This window comes from Mesorhizobium sp. ESP-6-2 (assembly GCF_020164675.1).
Lineage (GTDB): Bacteria > Pseudomonadota > Alphaproteobacteria > Rhizobiales > Rhizobiaceae > Mesorhizobium.
In genome coordinates, this window is the sequence record NZ_JAIUGT010000017.1 from 1 (window position 1) to 19436 (window position 19436).

Annotated in this window: 14 protein-coding genes, 1 tRNA gene and 3 pseudogenes; 2 read left to right on the plus strand and 16 right to left on the minus strand. The window is 62.4% G+C overall.

The genetic code is table 11. From position 1 onward, the window contains the following. From LB532_RS29880 to rpsL, 4 genes and pseudogenes are all read right to left on the minus strand, one after another. Window positions 1-77: pseudogene (locus LB532_RS29880) on the minus strand (elongation factor Tu); the annotation flags it as partial. Window positions 78-142: 65 nt separating this feature from the next. Next, window positions 143-2233 (minus strand): elongation factor G, encoded by a 2091-nt coding sequence (gene fusA, locus LB532_RS29885; RefSeq protein WP_140501638.1) that lies wholly within the window; start codon window positions 2231-2233, stop codon window positions 143-145. Between the two features lie 29 nt (window positions 2234-2262). Next, window positions 2263-2733 carry a 30S ribosomal protein S7 gene (rpsG, locus tag LB532_RS29890; protein WP_008875664.1) on the minus strand — a complete coding sequence of 157 codons (471 nt, stop codon included), beginning with the start codon at window positions 2731-2733 and terminating at the stop codon, window positions 2263-2265. A 63-nt stretch (window positions 2734-2796) separates the two neighbouring features. After that, a complete protein-coding gene (rpsL, locus tag LB532_RS29895) occupies window positions 2797-3168 on the minus strand; it encodes a 30S ribosomal protein S12 (RefSeq protein ID WP_006333356.1) in 372 nt (123 codons plus the stop codon). A 483-nt stretch (window positions 3169-3651) separates the two neighbouring features. Between rpsL and LB532_RS29900 the strand changes: the two genes are divergently transcribed. Both LB532_RS29900 and LB532_RS29905 read left to right on the plus strand, forming a co-directional pair. Then, window positions 3652-3933, plus strand: coding sequence for a transcriptional regulator (locus LB532_RS29900; protein ID WP_140501636.1), 282 nt, complete (start codon window positions 3652-3654; stop codon window positions 3931-3933). A gap of 165 nt (window positions 3934-4098) precedes the next feature. Next, window positions 4099-5025 carry a Gfo/Idh/MocA family protein gene (locus LB532_RS29905; protein ID WP_140638047.1) on the plus strand — a complete coding sequence of 309 codons (927 nt, stop codon included), beginning with the start codon at window positions 4099-4101 and terminating at the stop codon, window positions 5023-5025. Between the two features lie 47 nt (window positions 5026-5072). Here LB532_RS29905 and LB532_RS29910 read toward each other — a convergent pair. The 12 genes and pseudogenes from LB532_RS29910 to LB532_RS29965 all read right to left on the minus strand — a co-directional run. Continuing rightward, window positions 5073-5739, minus strand: a pseudogene (locus LB532_RS29910) (O-methyltransferase). Between the two features lie 85 nt (window positions 5740-5824). Further along, window positions 5825-10021 carry a DNA-directed RNA polymerase subunit beta' gene (rpoC, locus tag LB532_RS29915; protein WP_140638046.1) on the minus strand — a complete coding sequence of 1399 codons (4197 nt, stop codon included), beginning with the start codon at window positions 10019-10021 and terminating at the stop codon, window positions 5825-5827. 135 nt (window positions 10022-10156) lie between these two features. Further along, window positions 10157-14293, minus strand: a complete 4137-nt coding sequence (rpoB, locus tag LB532_RS29920) for a DNA-directed RNA polymerase subunit beta (protein ID WP_140638045.1) — start codon at window positions 14291-14293, stop codon at window positions 10157-10159. A 261-nt stretch (window positions 14294-14554) separates the two neighbouring features. Continuing rightward, window positions 14555-14932: a 50S ribosomal protein L7/L12 gene (gene rplL / locus LB532_RS29925; protein ID WP_027146630.1), complete on the minus strand. Its 378-nt coding sequence runs from the start codon at window positions 14930-14932 to the stop codon at window positions 14555-14557. 54 nt (window positions 14933-14986) lie between these two features. After that, entirely contained in the window at window positions 14987-15505 is a 519-nt protein-coding gene (rplJ, locus tag LB532_RS29930) for a 50S ribosomal protein L10 (RefSeq protein WP_126054425.1), read from the minus strand. Between the two features lie 408 nt (window positions 15506-15913). Then, on the minus strand, window positions 15914-16612 hold the full coding sequence (rplA, locus tag LB532_RS29935; RefSeq protein ID WP_140501624.1) for a 50S ribosomal protein L1: 699 nt from the start codon (window positions 16610-16612) through the stop codon (window positions 15914-15916). Window positions 16613-16616: 4 nt separating this feature from the next. Continuing rightward, window positions 16617-17045, minus strand: a complete 429-nt coding sequence (gene rplK, locus LB532_RS29940; protein WP_140501622.1) for a 50S ribosomal protein L11 — start codon at window positions 17043-17045, stop codon at window positions 16617-16619. Window positions 17046-17220: 175 nt separating this feature from the next. Then, window positions 17221-17748, minus strand: coding sequence for a transcription termination/antitermination protein NusG (gene nusG, locus LB532_RS29945; protein ID WP_140501620.1), 528 nt, complete (start codon window positions 17746-17748; stop codon window positions 17221-17223). Between the two features lie 27 nt (window positions 17749-17775). Next, window positions 17776-17979 (minus strand): preprotein translocase subunit SecE, encoded by a 204-nt coding sequence (secE, locus tag LB532_RS29950; protein ID WP_013531408.1) that lies wholly within the window; start codon window positions 17977-17979, stop codon window positions 17776-17778. Between the two features lie 398 nt (window positions 17980-18377). Then, a tRNA-Trp gene (locus LB532_RS29955) sits at window positions 18378-18453 on the minus strand. 209 nt (window positions 18454-18662) lie between these two features. Then, window positions 18663-19145 (minus strand): group II truncated hemoglobin, encoded by a 483-nt coding sequence (locus LB532_RS29960; protein ID WP_140638044.1) that lies wholly within the window; start codon window positions 19143-19145, stop codon window positions 18663-18665. 207 nt (window positions 19146-19352) lie between these two features. Then, window positions 19353-19436: pseudogene (locus tag LB532_RS29965) on the minus strand (elongation factor Tu); the annotation flags it as partial.

Sequence of the window (19436 nt, forward strand, 5' to 3'; positions counted from 1 at the left end):
GTCTTGCCATGATCAACGTGGCCAATCGTGCCGATGTTCACATGCGGCTTGGTGCGCTCGAATTTACCTTTTGCCATGTGATGTCTCCATTCCTGCTCGCCCGTACGGGCTCTTAATTAAGTTGCCGCAGCACCCTGCTGGGTTACGCGTATTTCTTCTGGACTTCCTGGGCGACCGCGGTCGGGACCGGCTCGTAATGGTCGAACTGCATCGTGTATGCCGCACGGCCCTGGCTCATCGAGCGCAGGTTGTCGACGTACTTGAACATGTTGGCGAGCGGCACCATCGCGTTGATGACGACTGCCACGCCGCGGGCTTCCTGGCCCTGGATCTGGCCACGACGGCCGTTGAGGTCGCCGATGACACCGCCGACATAATCTTCCGGCGTCACGACCTCGACCTTCATGATCGGCTCGAGCAGCTGCACGCCGAGCTTCGGCGAAGCTTCCATAAAGCAAGCGCGGGAAGCGATTTCGAATGCGAGCACCGAAGAGTCGACGTCGTGGAAAGCGCCGTCGATCAAGGTTGCCTTGACGCCGATCATCGGGAAACCGGCAAACGGGCCGGAACCCATCTTGCTCAGCAGGCCCTTTTCGACACCTGGGATGTATTCCTTCGGCACAGCGCCGCCGACGATCTTGGATTCGAACACGAAATCCTCGCCATCGGGGTTCGGCTCGAACACGATCTTCACGCGAGCGAACTGCCCGGTACCACCGGTCTGCTTCTTGTGCGTGTAGTCCTGCTCGTGCCTGCGGGTGATCGTCTCGCGATAAGCCACCTGCGGCGCACCGACATTGGCCTCGACCTTGAACTCGCGGCGCATGCGGTCGACGATGATGTCGAGGTGCAGCTCGCCCATGCCGGAAATGATGGTCTGGCCGCTTTCCTCGTCGGTCTTGACGCGGAAGGACGGATCCTCGGCAGCCAGGCGATGCAGCGCCAGGCCCATCTTTTCCTGGTCGTTCTTGGTCTTCGGCTCGATGGCGATCTGGATAACCGGATCGGGGAATTCCATACGCTCCAGGATGACCGGATGCAGCGGATCGCACAGCGTATCGCCGGTGGTCGTGTCCTTGAGACCTGCGAGAGCGACAATGTCGCCGGCATAGGCCTCTTCAACGTCGGCCCGGGAATTCGCATGCATCTGCAGCATGCGGCCGATGCGCTCTTTCTTGCCCTTCACGGTGTTGTCGACCGAGATGCCCTTGGTGAGCTTGCCCGAATAGATGCGGGCAAAGGTCAGCGAACCGACGAACGGGTCGTTCATGATCTTGAACGCCAGCATCGACAGCGGCTCGTTGTCATCGGCGTGACGCTCGATCTCGGCGTCGGTCTTGGCATCGACACCCTTGATCGCGGGCACATCGGCCGGCGACGGCAGGTATTCAACGACGGCGTCGAGAAGAGGCTGCACGCCCTTGTTCTTGAATGCCGAGCCGCAGAACATCGGGAAGAACTTGACCGCGATGGTGCCCTTGCGGATCAGCGCGCGGATCTCGTCATTCGACGGCATCTTGCCTTCGAGGTAGTTTTCAAGAGCCGTCTCGTCCATCTCGACGGCGGCCTCGATCATCTTCTCGCGATATTCCTCGGCGCGGGCCTTCAGGTCGGCCGGGATCTCGACGACATCCCAGGCAGCGCCCAGTGTCTCGTCGCGCCAGACCAGCGCGTTCATCTCAACCAGGTCGACGACGCCCTTGAATTCGGTCTCGGCGCCGATCGGCAGCTGCATGACGACAGCCTGCGCACCAAGGCGCGAGCCGATCATCTCAACCGAGCGGTAGAAGTCGGCGCCGGTCTTGTCCATCTTGTTGCAGAAGATCATGCGCGGCACGCGGTACTTGTCGGCCTGGCGCCAGACGGTTTCCGTCTGCGGCTCCACACCGGCATTGGCGTCGAGCAGCGCGATGGCGCCGTCAAGCACGCGCAGCGAACGCTCGACCTCGATGGTGAAGTCGACGTGTCCGGGCGTGTCGATGATGTTGAAGCGGTGCATCTTGCCGTCACGACCCTTCCAGAAGGTCGTGGTCGCGGCCGACGTGATCGTGATGCCGCGCTCCTGCTCCTGCTCCATCCAGTCCATGGTCGCGGCGCCGTCGTGCACTTCGCCGATCTTGTGCGACTTGCCCGTGTAATAGAGGACGCGCTCGGTGGTCGTCGTCTTGCCGGCGTCGATATGCGCCATGATACCGAAATTGCGGTAGTCTTCGATTTTATATTCGCGGGCCATCGTAACTGCCTCTCAGTCTCGTTCGCGCTTTACCAGCGGTAGTGCGCGAAGGCGCGGTTGGCTTCAGCCATCTTGTGGGTGTCTTCACGCTTCTTCACGGCGGTGCCGCGGTTGTTGGCCGCGTCCATCAGCTCGCCGGAAAGGCGGTCGACCATGGTGGTCTCGTTGCGGTTGCGGGCCGCGGCGATCAGCCAGCGGATGGCCAGCGCCTGACGGCGCTCGGGGCGCACGTCGACCGGAACCTGGTAGGTGGCGCCGCCGACGCGACGCGAACGCACTTCCACATGCGGCGCGACATTGTCGAGCGCCTGATGGAAGACAGTGACCGGCTCCTGCTTGGTCTTCGACTGAACCTGGTCGAGCGCGCCGTAGACGATGGTCTCGGCAACCGACTTCTTGCCGTCATACATGACGGCGTTCATGAACTTGGTGACGATCAGATCGCCGAACTTGGGGTCCGGATTGATCTCACGCTTTTCTGCACTGTGACGACGGGACATGGCTTTTGTCTCTCAATCTCTCATAGCCCGGCGCAGTCAAAAAAGCGCCGAAGCCGGAAAACCTTACTTCGGACGCTTGGCACCGTATTTCGAACGGCGCTGCTTGCGGTTCTTCACACCCTGCGTGTCGAGCACGCCGCGGATGATGTGGTAACGGACACCCGGAAGGTCCTTGACGCGGCCGCCGCGGATCATGACCACGGAGTGCTCCTGAAGGTTGTGACCTTCGCCGGGGATGTAACCGATCACCTCGAAACCATTGGTCAGGCGGATCTTGGCCACCTTGCGCAGCGCCGAGTTCGGCTTCTTCGGCGTCGTTGTGTAGACGCGCGTGCAGACGCCCCGCTTCTGCGGGTTCTGCTGCATGGCCGGGACCTTGTTGCGCTTCACCGGCGCAATGCGCGGTTTGCGGATCAGCTGGTTGACGGTAGGCATTAAACCCTCTTGTCTCTCAATTCCGTGTCTCGTGCCGGTCAAGGCTCGCTCAAAGCGTCATTTCCATACGCAAATTCGGGCCACAAACCGCGCCTTGCGGTCTTGCCCGAACAAATCGCAGAGGAAGCGGATACCGCTTCGTGCACGCCGGAAATGTCTTTTCGCTCGTAAAACGAACCCTGTTTGAGGCAAACTCCAAAGCGTGTCGCTTCGGAAGGGAGAGCCTCACATCGGTTCTGACTGGGCGGCTTCTACTCGCAAGCCCGCGTACCGTCAACCCCGGAGCGGCAAATATTGCATTGAAGCCGGGGCTCGGCAGCCATGCGTAAACCGCATGTAATTTTCTTTCGTCATTTTGCAAGGGCGAGGAAGAAAGTGCCAAGCCTTTAGCAAAGTGAATGGCTTTTGGCTGTTGCGCGGCGCGGCTTCATGCGAAAAAGCCGCATGAACAGTCAAAGCCCCTCGCCGCGAAGGAATCGGCCCGTGAACGACAACGAGGAACGCCCGGTCACCATCATCACCGGCCGGGTGTGGAAGAGAAAAGGCGGCAAGCCGGAAGGCGTGCACGTCATGCTGGTTGCGCCCGATGACGATTCGGCGGTGCGCCGTGCGCTCGAATCGCTGGCGGCTGAGGGTTACGCCGAAGCCGAGCTCGACCAGATCGGCGACATGGAGGGCGAGCCCGACGAGGAGCCGCATCTTTCGGCCTTCCAGGGCGCGCTCGAAGGCGAAGTGTCGATCGTGACCTTCGATGTGCCGATCTGAAAGCATGCCGGCCCTCGTCGTTCGAATCGGCGCTGGAGCCTTCCAACGAGTGAAAGGCCGGCGCTGAAGCTGCGGCAAAGCCGGAGTGGACCCTTCGGCTCCGGCTTGCCCGGGGCACGTGTTCTGATAAGAAGCGCTCACCATCACACAGCAGACGGAGCGGCCGTGTCCCAGCCCATCAAGATAGGCATTGTCGGTGTCGGCAAGATCGTCCGCGACCAGCACCTTCCGGCGCTCGCCAAGGACCAGGACTACCGGCTGATCGCGGCGGCCAGCCGCCACGGCAAGGTGGACGGCATCGCGAATTTTCCCGATATCGAGACGATGCTTGGCGCCGTTCCCGAACTCGACGCCGTCTCACTCTGCATGCCGCCGCAATTCCGCTACGCTGCGGCGCGCACCGCGCTCGAGGCGAAGAAGCACGTGTTCCTGGAAAAGCCGCCCGGCGCCACGGTCAGCGAGGTCGAGGACCTGAAGGCGCTCGCGGCGAAACAGGGCGTGTCGCTGTTCGCCAGTTGGCATTCGCGCTATGCCCCGGCGGTGGAAGCGGCACGGACATTCTTGGCATCGACGAAGATCAGATCAGCGGCGATCGTCTGGAAGGAAGACGTGCGCCGCTGGCACCCGAACCAGGAATGGATCTGGCAGCCTGGCGGCTTCGGCGTCTTCGATCCAGGCATCAACGCATTGTCGATCGCGACCTACATCCTGCCCGCCATGTACATCACCTCGGCCGCGCTCGATTTCCCGGAGAACCGCGACGCGCCGATCGCCGCCCAGGTCGCCTTCCGCGCGGCAAATGGTTCGGCGGTGACGATGGATCTCGATTGGCTCCAGACCGGACCGCAGAGCTGGGACATTCTCGCCGATACCGATGCCGGCAAGATGGTGCTCTCGGGCGGCGGCTCGAAGCTCGCCATCGACGGCCGCGTCGTCCATGAAGAACCGGAAGCGGAATATCCTGAACTCTACAGGCGTTTCGCCGAGATCGTGCGCGCCGGTATCTCCGATGTCGACCTGGCGCCGCTCCAGCATGTCGCCGACGCCTTCATGCTCGGCAAGCGCAATGTGGTCGAGGCGTTCTTCGACTGAACAGCGACTGTTGCCCGGATCTCGGATCCGGCCGCCATCGCAACAACTCAATCGACAATCGCTATGGCAAACCCGTCATAGCCCTTGGCGCCGACGGGTCTGGATCGCGGTGCCGTCCAGGCGCTTGTCGCCGCCGATGAAGGAGAATGCAGCGCGTGCACCTTCGACATTGGCGTCGTTGCCATCCTCATCGAGCACCGCGCCGTCACGGATGACGTTGTCGCAGACGATGACCGTCCCTGAGCGCGACAGCCGCATGGCCCAGGAGAGATAGTTGGGGTTGTTCGGCTTGTCGGCGTCAATGAAAACGAGGTCGAACGGCCCGGCATTCTCGGCGCCCAGCGCAGCGAGTGATTGCAGCGCCGGCCCGACCCGCAGATCGACCCGTTCGGAAACCCCTGCCCGCTCGAAATTCGAACGCGCGACCTTGGCATGGTGCGGATCGAGTTCGAGCGTCACGATCTTGCCGCCGGCCGGCAATCCCCGCGCCATCCAGATGGTGGAATAGCCGCCCAGGGTGCCAATCTCGAGCACCTTTTTCGCACTGCTGATGCGCACCAGCAGCGAGAGGAGCTTTCCTTGCGCCGCCGAGACGTCGATCGCCGGCAGGCCATGGTCGCGGTTGGCCGCCAGGACCGCATCGAGAACGGGATCCGCCTCGAAGAGCGAGGAAACGATGTAGTTATCGACAGCCGTCCAGGTTTTCGTGCTCATCTGCCTCCCTCGATTGTTCGTTGAAACGAAAAGGCCGCCGGGTTGCCCCGGCGGCCTTGTTGCCTGAGATTTCGTGCCGCCGCGCTTACTGCGCGGCGGTTGTCATGTCGGCCAGCATCGGCTCGGCGACTTCGACACCGGAGGCCTTGCGGCGCTCGTCGATGATCAGTTCGTCGCGCGAGGTGGCGATGCGGCGGATCTGGCTCATCGTGCCGCCGGTACCGGCCGGGATCAGCCGGCCGACGATGACGTTTTCCTTCAAGCCCTGCAGCATGTCGGTCTTGCCGGCAACCGCGGCTTCCGTCAGCACCCTGGTCGTCTCCTGGAAGGAGGCGGCCGAGATGAAGGACGGCGTCTGCAGCGAGGCCTTGGTGATGCCGAGCAGCACCGGCTGACCTTCGGCCGGCTTCTTGCCGTCCTCGACCAGGCGCTCGTTGACCTCTTCCAGTTCGATCACGTCGACGTGGTCGCCCGGAATATAGGTCGAGTCGCCCTGCGTGGTGATCTCGACCTTCTGCAGCATCTGGCGAACGATCACCTCGATGTGCTTGTCGTTGATCGACACGCCCTGCAGACGGTAGACCTCCTGGATCTCGTTGACGAGGTAGGACGCAAGCGCCTCCACGCCCTTGATCGCCAGGATGTCGTGCGGCGCCGGATTGCCGTCGAGGATGTAGTCGCCCTTCTCGATGACGTCGCCGTCCTGGAGATGGAACGGCTTGCCCTTCGGGATCAGGTATTCGACAGGCTCAAGCGTCGAGTCATGCGGCTCGATGATGATGCGGCGCTTGTTCTTGTAGTCGCGGCCGAAGCGGATCGTACCATCGATCTCTGCGATGATGGCGTGATCCTTCGGACGACGGGCCTCGAACAGCTCGGCAACACGCGGCAGACCGCCGGTGATGTCCTTGGTCTTGGCGCTTTCCATCGGGATACGCGCCAGGACGTCGCCCGGGCGAACCTGAGCACCCGGCTCGACCGAGAGAATGGCCTCGACCGAGAGCAGGAAGCGGGCATCGCCGCCCTTCGACAGCTTGCCGACCTTGCCCTTGGCATCCTGAACCACGATCGCCGGCTTCAGGTCGTTGCCGCGCGGCGTCGAACGCCAGTCGATGACCTCGCGCTTGGTGATGCCGGTCGACTCGTCGGCCGTTTCCTGGACGGAAATGCCGTCGACCAGATCCTCGAACGCCACCTTACCCTCGATTTCGGTGAGGATCGGGCGGGTGTAAGGATCCCACTCGGCGATGCGCTGGCCGCGCTTCACCTTGTCGCCATCGTCCACGAAGATGCGCGAACCATAGGTGACGCGGTGCGTTGCGCGCTCCTTGCCGGCCTCGTCGAGGATCAGCACCGCCATGTTGCGGCCCATGACCATCTGCTGGCCGTCCGAGTTGCGCACCACGTTGCGGTTGCGAATCTCGACCTTGCCCTCATAGGAGGCTTCAAGGAACGAGCTATCCACCACCTGCGCCGTACCGCCCATGTGGAAGGTACGCATGGTGAGCTGGGTGCCCGGCTCGCCGATCGACTGCGCTGCGATGACGCCGACGGCCTCGCCCTGGTTGACCGGGGTGCCCCGGGCCAGATCGCGCCCGTAGCAAACCGCGCAGACGCCGACCCTGACTTCGCAAGTCAGCGCCGAGCGGATGCGGACCGACTGCACGCCGGCCTTTTCGATCTGCTCCACGTCGCGCTCGTCCATCAGCGTTCCGGCCTTGACCAGCAATTCGCCGGTCACCGGATGGTTGATGTCGTCGAGCGCGGTGCGGCCCAGCACGCGCTGGCCGACCGAAGCGACGACCTGACCGGCATCGACGATCGGCTGCATGGTGAGGCCCTTGTCGGTGCCGCAGTCCACGGAGTTGACGATGCAGTCCTGCGCCACGTCGACCAGACGACGGGTGAGATAGCCCGAGTTCGCCGTCTTCAAGGCGGTGTCTGCCAGACCCTTGCGGGCGCCGTGGGTCGAGTTGAAGTACTCGAGCACGGTCAGGCCTTCCTTGAAGTTCGAGATGATCGGCGTCTCGATGATTTCACCCGACGGCTTGGCCATCAGGCCGCGCATGCCGGCGAGCTGGCGCATCTGGGTGGGCGAGCCGCGCGCACCGGAGTGCGACATCATGTAGATCGAGTTCATCGGCTTTTGACGGCCGCTGTCCTCGAACTCGACCGCCTTGATGCGGGCCATCATTTCGTCGGCGACCTTTTCCGAGCACTTGGCCCAGGCGTCGACGACCTTGTTGTACTTCTCGCCCTGCGTGATCAGGCCGTCATTGTACTGCTGCTCGTATTCCTTGGCCAAGGCCTCGGTGTCCGACACCAGCTTGATCTTGGTGTCCGGGATCAGCATGTCGTCCTTGCCGAACGAAATGCCGGCACGGCAGGCATGGGCGAAACCGAGCGCCATGATGCGATCGCAGAAAATGACCGTCTCCTTCTGACCGCAATGGCGGTAGACGGTGTCGATCATCTTGGAGATGTTCTTCTTGGTCATCTCCTGGTTGGCGGTCTCGTAAGGCACGTTGACGTTCTTCGGCAGAAGCTCGCCGATGATCATGCGGCCAGGCGTGGTGTCGTAGATCTTCGACACCACCTTGCCCTCGGCGTCGACCGAGCGGAAGCGGCCCTTGATCTTGGCGTGCAGGGTCACCGCCTTGGTCTCGAGCGCGTGCTGGAGTTCGCCCATGTCGGCAAACACCATGCCCTCGCCCGGCTCGTTCTGGTTGACGATCGAGAGATAGTAGAGACCCAGAACCATGTCCTGCGACGGCACGATGATCGGCGCGCCGGAAGCCGGGTGCAGGATGTTGTTGGTCGACATCATCAGCACGCGGGCTTCCAACTGCGCTTCCAGCGACAGCGGCACGTGAACGGCCATCTGGTCGCCGTCGAAGTCGGCGTTGAAGGCCGTGCAGACCAGCGGGTGAAGCTGGATCGCCTTGCCCTCGATCAGGATCGGCTCGAACGCCTGGATGCCGAGGCGGTGCAGCGTCGGCGCGCGGTTCAGGAGCACCGGATGCTCGCGGATGACCTCATCGAGGATATCCCAGACTTCCGGACGCTCCTTCTCGACCAGCTTCTTCGCCTGCTTGACGGTCGAGGAGTAACCCTTGGCGTCGAGGCGGGCGTAGATGAAGGGCTTGAACAGTTCGAGCGCCATCTTCTTGGGCAGGCCGCACTGGTGCAGCTTGAGCTCCGGACCGGTAACGATGACCGAACGGCCGGAATAGTCGACGCGCTTGCCGAGCAGGTTCTGGCGGAACCGGCCCTGCTTGCCCTTGAGCATATCCGACAGCGACTTCAGCGGACGCTTGTTGGCGCCGGTGATGACCCGGCCGCGGCGGCCGTTGTCGAACAGCGCGTCCACAGCTTCCTGCAGCATGCGCTTTTCATTGCGCACGATGATGCCGGGGGCACGCAACTCGATCAGCCGCTTCAGGCGGTTGTTGCGGTTGATGACACGGCGATAGAGATCGTTGAGGTCCGACGTCGCGAAACGTCCGCCGTCCAGCGGGACGAGCGGGCGCAGGTCCGGCGGGATCACCGGAACCACCTTCATGATCATCCATTCCGGACGGTTGCCGGACTCCATGAAGTTCTCGACGACCTTGAGCCGCTTGAGATACTTCTTCTGCTTCAGCTCGGACGTGGTCGAAGCCAGTTCCGAACGCAGATCGCCGGCGATCTTCTCCAGGTCCATGCCGGCCAGAAGGTCATGAATGGCCTCGGCGCCGATCATGGCGGTGAAGCTATCCTCGCCATATTCGTCGACGGCGATCATGTACTCTTCCTCGCTGAGCAGCTGGTGCTCCTTCAACGCGGTGAGGCCGGGCTCGGTGACGATGTAGTTCTCGAAGTAGAGGACGCGCTCGATGTCCTTCAGGGTCATGTCGAGCAGCGTGCCGATGCGCGAGGGCAGCGACTTCAGGAACCAGATATGGGCGACGGGTGCCGCCAGCTCGATATGGCCCATGCGCTCGCGGCGAACGCGCGACAGCGTGACTTCGACGCCGCACTTTTCGCAGATGACGCCCTTGTACTTCATGCGCTTGTACTTGCCGCACAGACATTCGTAGTCCTTGATCGGGCCAAAAATGCGCGCGCAGAACAGGCCGTCACGCTCCGGCTTGAAGGTGCGGTAGTTGATGGTCTCCGGCTTCTTGATCTCGCCGAACGACCAGGACAGAATCTTCTCAGGGCTGGCGAGCGATATCCGGATGGAATCGAACACCTGCGCCGGCGCCTGGGGATTGAAGAGATTCATGACCTCTTGGTTCATGCCGTTCTCCTTTCGGGGTCCTCGAAAACCCCTTGCATCTGATGCGGGGCGAATGCCCGCTGAGTGGTCGGCCCACCGGCCGAAGAATTTGGTGCACCCGGTCGCGGAAGCCTCTCCCGCGACCGGGTGTCTTGTTTACTCCGCTGCGTCGGGCAGCCGAACCGGGGCTTCGTCGAGCTTGGTGTTCTCCAATTCGACGTTGAGGCCGAGCGACCGCATCTCCTTGACGAGAACGTTGAAGCTCTCGGGAATGCCGGCCTCGAAGGTGTCGTCGCCGCGCACGATCGCCTCGTAGACCTTGGTGCGGCCCGCGACGTCGTCCGACTTCACCGTCAGCATTTCCTGCAGTGTGTAGGCGGCGCCGTAGGCTTCCAGTGCCCAGACCTCCATTTCGCCGAAGCGCTGGCCGCCGAACTGCGCCTTGCCGCCCAGCGGCTGCTGGGTGACGAGCGAGTACGGACCGATCGAACGCGCGTGGATCTTGTCGTCCACGAGGTGGTGAAGCTTGAGCATGTAGATGTAGCCCATCGTCACCTTGCGATCGAACGGCTCGCCGGTGCGTCCGTCATAGAGCTGCGACTGACCGCTGGTGTGCAGGCCCGCCTGCTCCAGCATGACGTTGATGTCGGCCTCGTGCGCACCGTCGAACACCGGGGTCGCGATCGAGACGCCGCGGCGCATCTGCTCGCTCAGGCGAACGATGCTCTCGTCGTCATACTCGCGGACCGGCTCGTTGCGGTCGTTGGCGGGCATGAAGCTCTCCAGCGTCTTGCGCAGCGGCTTGATGTCGCCGGCAGACTTGTAGGCGTCGATCATCTCGCCGATCTTCCTGCCCATTCCGGCGCAAGCCCAGCCCAGATGCGTTTCCAGAATCTGGCCGACATTCATGCGGCTCGGCACACCCAGCGGGTTGAGCACGATATCGGCATGCGTGCCGTCCTCGAGGAAAGGCATGTCCTCGACCGGAACGATGCGCGACACGACACCCTTGTTGCCGTGACGGCCGGCCATCTTGTCGCCCGGCTGCATCTTGCGCTTCACCGCCACGAAGACCTTGACCATCTTCATGACGCCTGGAGGCATTTCGTCGCCGCGCTGCACCTTCTCGACCTTGTCCATGAAGCGCTGTTCGAGCGCCTTCTTGGAATCGTCGTACTGGCCGCGCAGGGCTTCCAGTTCGCTCTGAAGCTTTTCGTTCTCCACGGCGAACTGCCACCACTGCGAACGCGGATACTCGTCGAGCGTATCCTTCGACAGCGTCGAGCCCTTCTTAAAGCCCTTCGGTCCAGCGATCGCTTCCTTGCCGACGAGCACGTCGGAAAGGCGCGCGTAGACGTTGCGATCCAGGATCGCCTGCTCGTCGTCACGGTCCTTGGCGAGGCGTTCGATCTCCTCGCGCTCGATCGCCATGGCGCGCTCGTCCTTCTCCACACCGTGGCGATTGAACACGCGCACCTCGACGACGGTGCCGAAGGTGCCCGGAGGCATGCGCATCGAGGTGTCGCGCACATCGGATGCCTTTTCGCCGAAGATGGCGCGCAGAAGCTTTTCTTCCGGCGTCATCGGGCTTTCGCCCTTCGGCGTGATCTTGCCGACCAGAATATCGCCCGGCTGAACTTCGGCACCGATATAGACGATGCCGGCTTCGTCGAGGTTCTTCAGCGCTTCTTCCGAGACATTCGGAATGTCGCGCGTGATTTCCTCCGGTCCGAGCTTGGTGTCGCGCGCCATGACCTCGAACTCCTCGATGTGGATCGAGGTGAAGACGTCGTCGGCGACGATGCGCTCGGACAGGAGGATCGAGTCCTCGTAGTTGTAGCCGTTCCACGGCATGAACGCGACCAGCACGTTGCGGCCGAGGGCCAGATCGCCGAGCTCGGTCGAAGGACCGTCCGCGATGATGTCGCCCTTGTTGACCCGGTCGCCCATGCGCACCAGCGGACGCTGGTTGATGCAGGTGTTCTGGTTCGAACGCTGGAACTTCATCAGCCGGTAGATGTCGACGCCGGACTTGCCCGGATCGAGATCTTCCGTTGCGCGGATGACGATACGCGTCGCGTCCACCTGGTCGACGATGCCGCCGCGGCGGGCGCCGATGGCGGCGCCCGAATCGCGGGCGACGATCGGCTCCATGCCGGTGCCGACGAACGGCGCTTCGGCGCGCACCAGCGGCACGGCCTGGCGCTGCATGTTCGAGCCCATCAGCGCGCGGTTGGCGTCGTCGTTCTCAAGGAACGGGATCAAGGCCGCGGCCACCGACACCATCTGCTTGGGCGAAACGTCCATCAGGTCGACGTTCTCGCGGGGCGCCATCATCACTTCGCCGGCACTGCGGCAAATGACGAATTCGTCGACAAAGCGACCATCCTTGTCGAGCTCGGCATTGGCCTGCGCGACATGGTGCTTGGCCTCTTCCATCGCCGACAGATAGACGACGTCATTGGTCAGCTTGCCGTCGACGATCTTGCGGTACGGGCTCTCGATGAAGCCGTACTTGTTGACGCGCGCGAAGGTGGCGAGCGAGTTGATCAGGCCGATATTCGGGCCTTCCGGCGTCTCGATCGGGCAGATGCGGCCGTAATGCGTCGGGTGCACGTCGCGCACCTCGAAGCCGGCGCGCTCGCGGGTCAGACCGCCCGGTCCAAGCGCGGAGAGACGGCGCTTGTGGGTGATCTCCGACAGCGGGTTGGTCTGGTCCATGAACTGCGACAGCTGCGAGGAACCGAAGAACTCGCGCACGGCGGCAGCCGCCGGCTTGGCGTTGATCAGGTCCTGCGGCATGACCGTGTCGATCTCGATCGAGGACATACGCTCCTTGATCGCGCGCTCCATGCGCAGCAGACCGACGCGATACTGGTTTTCCATCAGTTCGCCGACCGAACGCACGCGGCGATTGCCGAGATTGTCGATGTCGTCGATCTCGCCCTTGCCGTCACGCAGTTCGACCAGCGTCTTGACCACGGCCAGGATGTCGTCCTTGCGCAATACACGCACGGTGTCCTCGGCCTTGAGTTCGAGGCGCATGTTCATCTTGACGCGGCCAACCGCGGACAGGTCGTAGCGCTCGCTGTCGAAGAACAGCGAGTTGAACATGGCTTCGGCGGTTTCGAGCGTCGGCGGCTCACCGGGGCGCATGACACGATAGATGTCGAACAGCGCGTCCTGGCGGCTCTCGTTCTTGTCGACGGCGAGCGTGTTGCGGATGTAGGCGCCGACATTGACGTGGTCGATGTCGAGGATCTGGATCTCCTCCTCGCCCGTACCGAGCAGCACCTTCAGCGTCTTGTCGTCGATCTCGTCGCCAGCCTCGAGGAAGATCTCGCCGGTGGCGTAATTGACGATGTCCTCGGCGAGATAGTTGCCAAGCAGGTCCTCGTCGGTCGCCTTGATCGCCTTCAGGCCCTTTTCGCCGAGCTGGCGGGCCTGGCGGGCGGTGATCTTCTTGCCGGCCTCGACAACAACCTCACCCGTGTCGGCATCAACCAGGTCGCCGACGGCCTTCAAGCCGCGGAAACGATCGACGTTGAACGGAATACGCCAGTGATCGCCGGCGCGCTTGTAGGTGATCTTGTTGTAGAAGGTCGACAGGATCTCTTCGCCGTCCATGCCGAGCGCCATCAGCAGCGACGTCACCGGAATCTTGCGGCGACGGTCGATGCGGGCGTGCACGACGTCCTTGGAATCGAACTCGATGTCGAGCCACGAACCGCGATAGGGGATGACGCGCGCGGCAAACAGGAGCTTGCCCGACGAGTGCGACTTGCCCTTGTCATGGTCGAAGAAGACGCCCGGCGAGCGGTGCATCTGCGAGACGATGACGCGCTCGGTGCCGTTGACGATGAAGGTGCCGTTCGAGGTCATGAGCGGCATGTCGCCCATATAGACGTCCTGCTCCTTGATGTCCTTGATCGACTTCGCGCCGGTATCCTCGTCGATATCGAACACGATCAGGCGCAGCGTCACCTTCAGCGGCGCGGCATAGGTGAGGTCGCGCTGACGACATTCGTCAACGTCGAATTTCGGTCCTTCGAACTCGTACTTCACGAACTCCAGCATCGAGGAGCCGGAAAAATCGGAGATCGGGAAGACCGACTTGAAAACAGCCTGCAGTCCCTCGTCCGGACGTCCACCCTTGGGCTCGTCCACCATCAGGAACTGGTCATAGGATGCCTTCTGAACCTCGATGAGGTTCGGCATCTCCGCAACTTCCGGGATCTTTCCGAAGAACTTGCGTACGCGTCTGCGGCCATTGAAAGTCTGGGTCTGGGCCATCGTCGCTCCTTAGCTCTAAACTCGGGGCGAGCCTCGCCGCGGCTCGCCTTGCATCCGAACCGCCTGGGCAGCGGCTCTCTGTCTGTTCTCCGGCCCCATTACCAAACTACTTGGCGGCGGCCGGCTAAAACGGGAGAAAACCCGTTTCCTGAGGGCCGGTTTTCGGCCCTCAGGAAAGAGGTTTTCGTACATCTCGCGCTACGCAGCCTCCCCACCCGAGGGAGTGGCGGACGGCGCGAGGCCGCCCGCCGCTTGTTACGCTTACTTCAGCTCGACCTTGGCGCCGGCTGCTTCCAGCTGGGCCTTGAACTTGTCGGCGTCGGCCTTGGAAACGGCTTCCTTGACCGGCTTCGGAGCCGCTTCGACCAGATCCTTGGCTTCCTTGAGGCCAAGGCCGGTGATGGCGCGGACTTCCTTGATGACGTTGATCTTCTGAGCGCCGGCGTCGGTGAGGACGACGTCGAATTCCGTCTTTTCCTCGACCGGAGCAGCGGCAGCGGCAGCGCCGCCGGCAGCGGCAACCGCCACCGGAGCAGCAGCCGAAACGCCCCACTTTTCTTCCAGAAGCTTCGACAGCTCAGCCGCCTCGAGGACGGTCAGCTTCGAAAGGTCGTCTACGATCTTCGCGAGATCAGCCATTGTTGTATTCCTTCATAAGGTTCGAACGTGTGTTTGTGATAGCGAGGAACGGCCTCATGCCGCCTCGTCCTTCCGGGCGTAAGCGCCGATGACACGCGCGACCGAAGCCGCGGGCGCATTGACGATCTGGGCGATCCGGGTTGCCGGCGTGGCGATCATGCCAACCAGCTTGGCGCGCAGCTCGTCGAGCGACGGAAGTGTGGCGAGTGCCTTCACACCGTCGGCGTTGAGCGAGGTGGTGCCCATTGCGCCGCCGAGGATGACGAGCTTGTCATTCCCCTTGGCGAAATCGGACGCGACCTTCGGCGCCGCAATCGGATCCTCCGAATAGGCGACCAGCGTCTGTCCCTTGAACAGATCGATGATCGACGCGGAGTCCGTGCCCTGAAGAGCGATTTTGGCGAGACGGTTCTTCGCGACTTTAACGGTGCCACCGGCAGCGCGCATTTTCGACCGGAGGTCGTTCATTTGCGCGACGGTGATACCGGCATAGTGGGCCACGACCACTGAACCCGCGTTCGAGAACGCATCGTTCAGGCCCGTGACGAGTTCGCGTTTTTCCGCTCTGTCCACTGCCTATCTCCAGTTGACCCCCATCCTGCTAACGGGAACATTCCCATTCACGAGGACAGGCGTCGGGTTGCCTTTTGCCGGCCGGGCCATCCAGTAACGGATCTCCCGAACAGCGCTCGAGGATCCTGCCCCCTTTCGCCACATCGCCGGCATGCCGGACGATGCGCAGACAAAAGGCAAACACGGTTCGAACCTTTCATTGGAGCGCTTGCTCCATTGTCAGGTCTTCACCCGTCTCATGCAGGCCCACATGAATTAAGGCCCCCCTTTTCAATCAAGGCCGGGCCGCCTGCAATCTCGGACAGGATGTCCGGAAGCCTTTCGGCTCCCGGTACCGGGCCCAGAACGATCCGGGCCCGGAATTCACTTGCGGATCGACCTTCCAGCGACCGATCCAAATGGTCTTAATCAGGACGCTGCGAGCGTCGAGACATCGAGCTTGAGGCCCGGGCCCATCGTCGAGGTGACGGACACCTTCTTGACGTAGTTGCCCTTGGCGCCAGCCGGCTTCGCCTTGGTCACCGCATCGGCGAAGGCGCGGACGTTTTCTTCCAGCGCCTTGACGTCGAACGAGACCTTGCCGACGCCGGCGTGAACGATGCCGGCCTTCTCGACGCGGAACTCCACAGCGCCGCCCTTCGATGCCTTGACGGCGGCCGCGACGTCGGTGGTGACAGTACCGACCTTCGGGTTCGGCATCATGCCGCGCGGGCCGAGCACCTTGCCCAGACGGCCGACGAGCGGCATCATGTCCGGCGTGGCGATGCAGCGATCGAAATCGATCGTGCCCTTCTGGACGATGTCGACCAGGTCCTCCGCGCCGACGATGTCGGCGCCGGCGGCCTTGGCTTCCTCGGCCTTGTCGCCACGGGCGAACACGGCGACGCGGACCGAGCGGCCGGTGCCGTTCGGCAGGTTGACCACGCCGCGGACCATCTGGTCGGCATGACGGGGATCAACGCCGAGATTCATCGCGACTTCGATCGTCTCGTCGAACTTGACCGTGGAGCGATCCTTGAGCAGCTTCAGCGCGTCACCCAAGGTATAAGCCTTGTTGGGATCGATGCCTTCGCGGGTCTTCGATACACGCTTTGCAATCTTTGCCATGATCTCAGCCCACCACTTCCAGACCCATCGAGCGGGCGGAGCCCTCGACCATGCGCATGGCCGCCTCGACGTCGTTTGCGTTCAGATCCTTCATCTTCTGCTCGGCGATGGCGCGGACCTTGTCGCGGCCGATCGTGCCGGCCTTGACCTTGCCCGGCTCCTTGGAGCCCGACTTCAGGTTCGCGGCCTTCTTCAGGAAGTAGCTCACCGGCGGCGTCTTCATGACGAAGGTGAACGACTTGTCCTGGTAGTAGGTGATGACGACCGGAATCGGCGATCCCTTTTCCATTTCCTGGGTCTGCGCGTTGAACGCCTTGCAGAACTCCATGATGTTGATGCCGCGCTGACCAAGCGCCGGGCCGATCGGGGGCGACGGCGTAGCCGAGCCCGCGGCGACCTGGAGCTTGAGCTGGCCTGCAATTTTCTTAGCCATCTCTATTCCTGCCTTTGTCTATGCCGGTCCCACCATCTGGGAAAACACCGGCTGTTGCAGTCTGGTGGTGCGGTTCCTGCGGCCGGCTAAAGCCGCATTCGCCTCCCACCGTTCTCAGGCCGCGCGTTGCCGCGCCGCCTCCCCTGACCACCGGAACGGCGCCAGGGATTTCGGATCAGCCTTTTTCGACTTGTCCGAATTCCAGATCGACAGGCACGGCGCGCCCGAAGATCGAAACTTCCACCTTGAGCCGCGCCCGCTCCTCGTCCACTTCCTGGACGAAGCCGTTGAAGGACGCGAAGGGGCCATCCGAAACGCGGATCGCCTCGCCGATCTCGAAAGTAACCGAGGGCTTCGGCCGCTCGACGCCTTCCTGCACCTGGTTAAGGATGCGCTGCGCCTCGGCCTCGGTGATCGGCACCGGCTTGGAGTCGCCCAGGAAGCCGGTGACCTTCGGCGTATTCTTGACCAGCGAGAACACGGCGTCAGTCAGGTTGGCCTTCAGGAGCACATAGCCCGGAAAGAACTTGCGCTCGGCGTCGACCTTGCGGCCGCGACGAACCTCGACGACCTTCTCGGTCGGCACGACGATCTGCTCGATATCGGCGGACAGGCCCTTCTGCTTGGCCTTGTTCTCGATGTCCTCGGCGACCTTCTTCTCAAAGTTCGAATAGGCGTGGACGATGTACCAGCGCGTAGTCATTTCACGACTTCTCCGTAATCGCCGGACTTAGCGTCCAATGCCCAGAATCTGTTCGACCGCGAGGCCCATGAGCTGATCAGCGGTGAAGAAAAAGATCATCGCGATCACAGCGAAGGCCAGAACCATCACCGTCGAGATCATCGTTTCGCGTCGCGACGGCCAAGTCACCTTGGCGGTCTCCGCGCGAACCTGCTGGAGAAAGACGAAAGGATTTGTGGTTTTCGAAGCCATATGCCGCTCTGTCTTCAAGACCCGTTGGCCGGGTCTCCTGGATGATCCCGCTGGCCGGGACGTGCCGCCTGGGCCCATTTTCGCGCCGAATCAGCGCAATCATTTCGCCCATGCAAATCAGACGCGTAAAGCCGGCTTCCCAGCTCCACGCGTCGCGTGTCTGTTTCGTCTACATAAAACCGATTCTTGATCCACGCAAGTGGCAAGTGTCCGCTTTATGACCAAACGCCGCCTCGGAACCATCCAGTCGTTCCGTCCCGGCTATGGCGCCCTTATGCCTCAATCAGCCTAATATGGCAAGCCGGTCGCCGATTTTCAAAGGGCAGCCTGCAAAATATCGTTTCGATGGCCATTTTGGAAACGGCTGAGTTTTTGTCTTGACGTGCCATTTCTTGAAATGGCACGGGCAGCAGGGCTCGAACCTACGACCTGCGGTTTTGGAGACCGCCGCTCTACCAACTGAGCTATGCCCGTACACGTGCGCCTCGGCGCAGCAGGGGCTTCCTAAAAGCTTCCGCGCGCTCTGTAAAGAGCGGTTTGCAAGCAATCGCGCCTTCATCCCCTTTACTGGAAATCGGGATGGCCGACGGCCAGCCCGCCGCCATCGGTCTCAAGCTCGCACGTAAGATCGCCGGCATGCCCTTGGCGGAGATGACCCCGCCTGCCGCCGTGCATCTTGAACGCTATTTTGCCTCCGGAACGCGGTATGGTCCGCCGGGCACGCCCCAACCCCAGGCCGGCATCGGCTCGGTCTCCGGGTCGCAGGTTTCGCCGAGATTGGAGTTCATCCTGGCCAGCCGCGATCCCCATTCGATATAGCCCATGAAGGCGGAACGGAACTCGGGATCGTCAGGCAGGCCGACGGCATCCGCCGCATCAGCCAGCAGGTTGATCCAGCGGCGGCGCTGCTCTTCCGTCAAATGCTTGCCCAGGTGATGCATCACCATCTCGCGGTGGCCGCCGAATTTTTCGCTGTAGGTTTTCGGGCCGCCGAAAACCTCGCCGATAAAGGCCGCGACATGGGCGGGGTGGTCGGGCGACATATGCTTGAACACCGGCCCGACGACCGGATCCCGCGCCACCTTGTCATAAAAGGTCTGCGTCAGCCGGTTCAGCGCCTCGATACCGCCGGCCCATTCATACAGTGTCGGAACATCCTGGCTCATACTTGACCTCCGCCCAGCGCCGCCTGCAGCGACGATAGCGGAAAAATCGAGCAAGCCTCAACCTGCCTCGATGGCCAGTTCGATGACGCAGCTGCCGTTCGACCGCGTGTCGGCCCCGGCATGCCAATGGTTGATCTTCAGTCGCCAACAAAAAGGGCGGCCCGCGGACCGCCCTTTCCTTCTCGATCCGGCTGATGCCGGTGTCGACTATTCCTTGATGGTGACGACGATGCCGGCACCGACGGTGCGGCCGCCTTCACGGATGGCGAAGCGCAGCTTCTCTTCCATGGC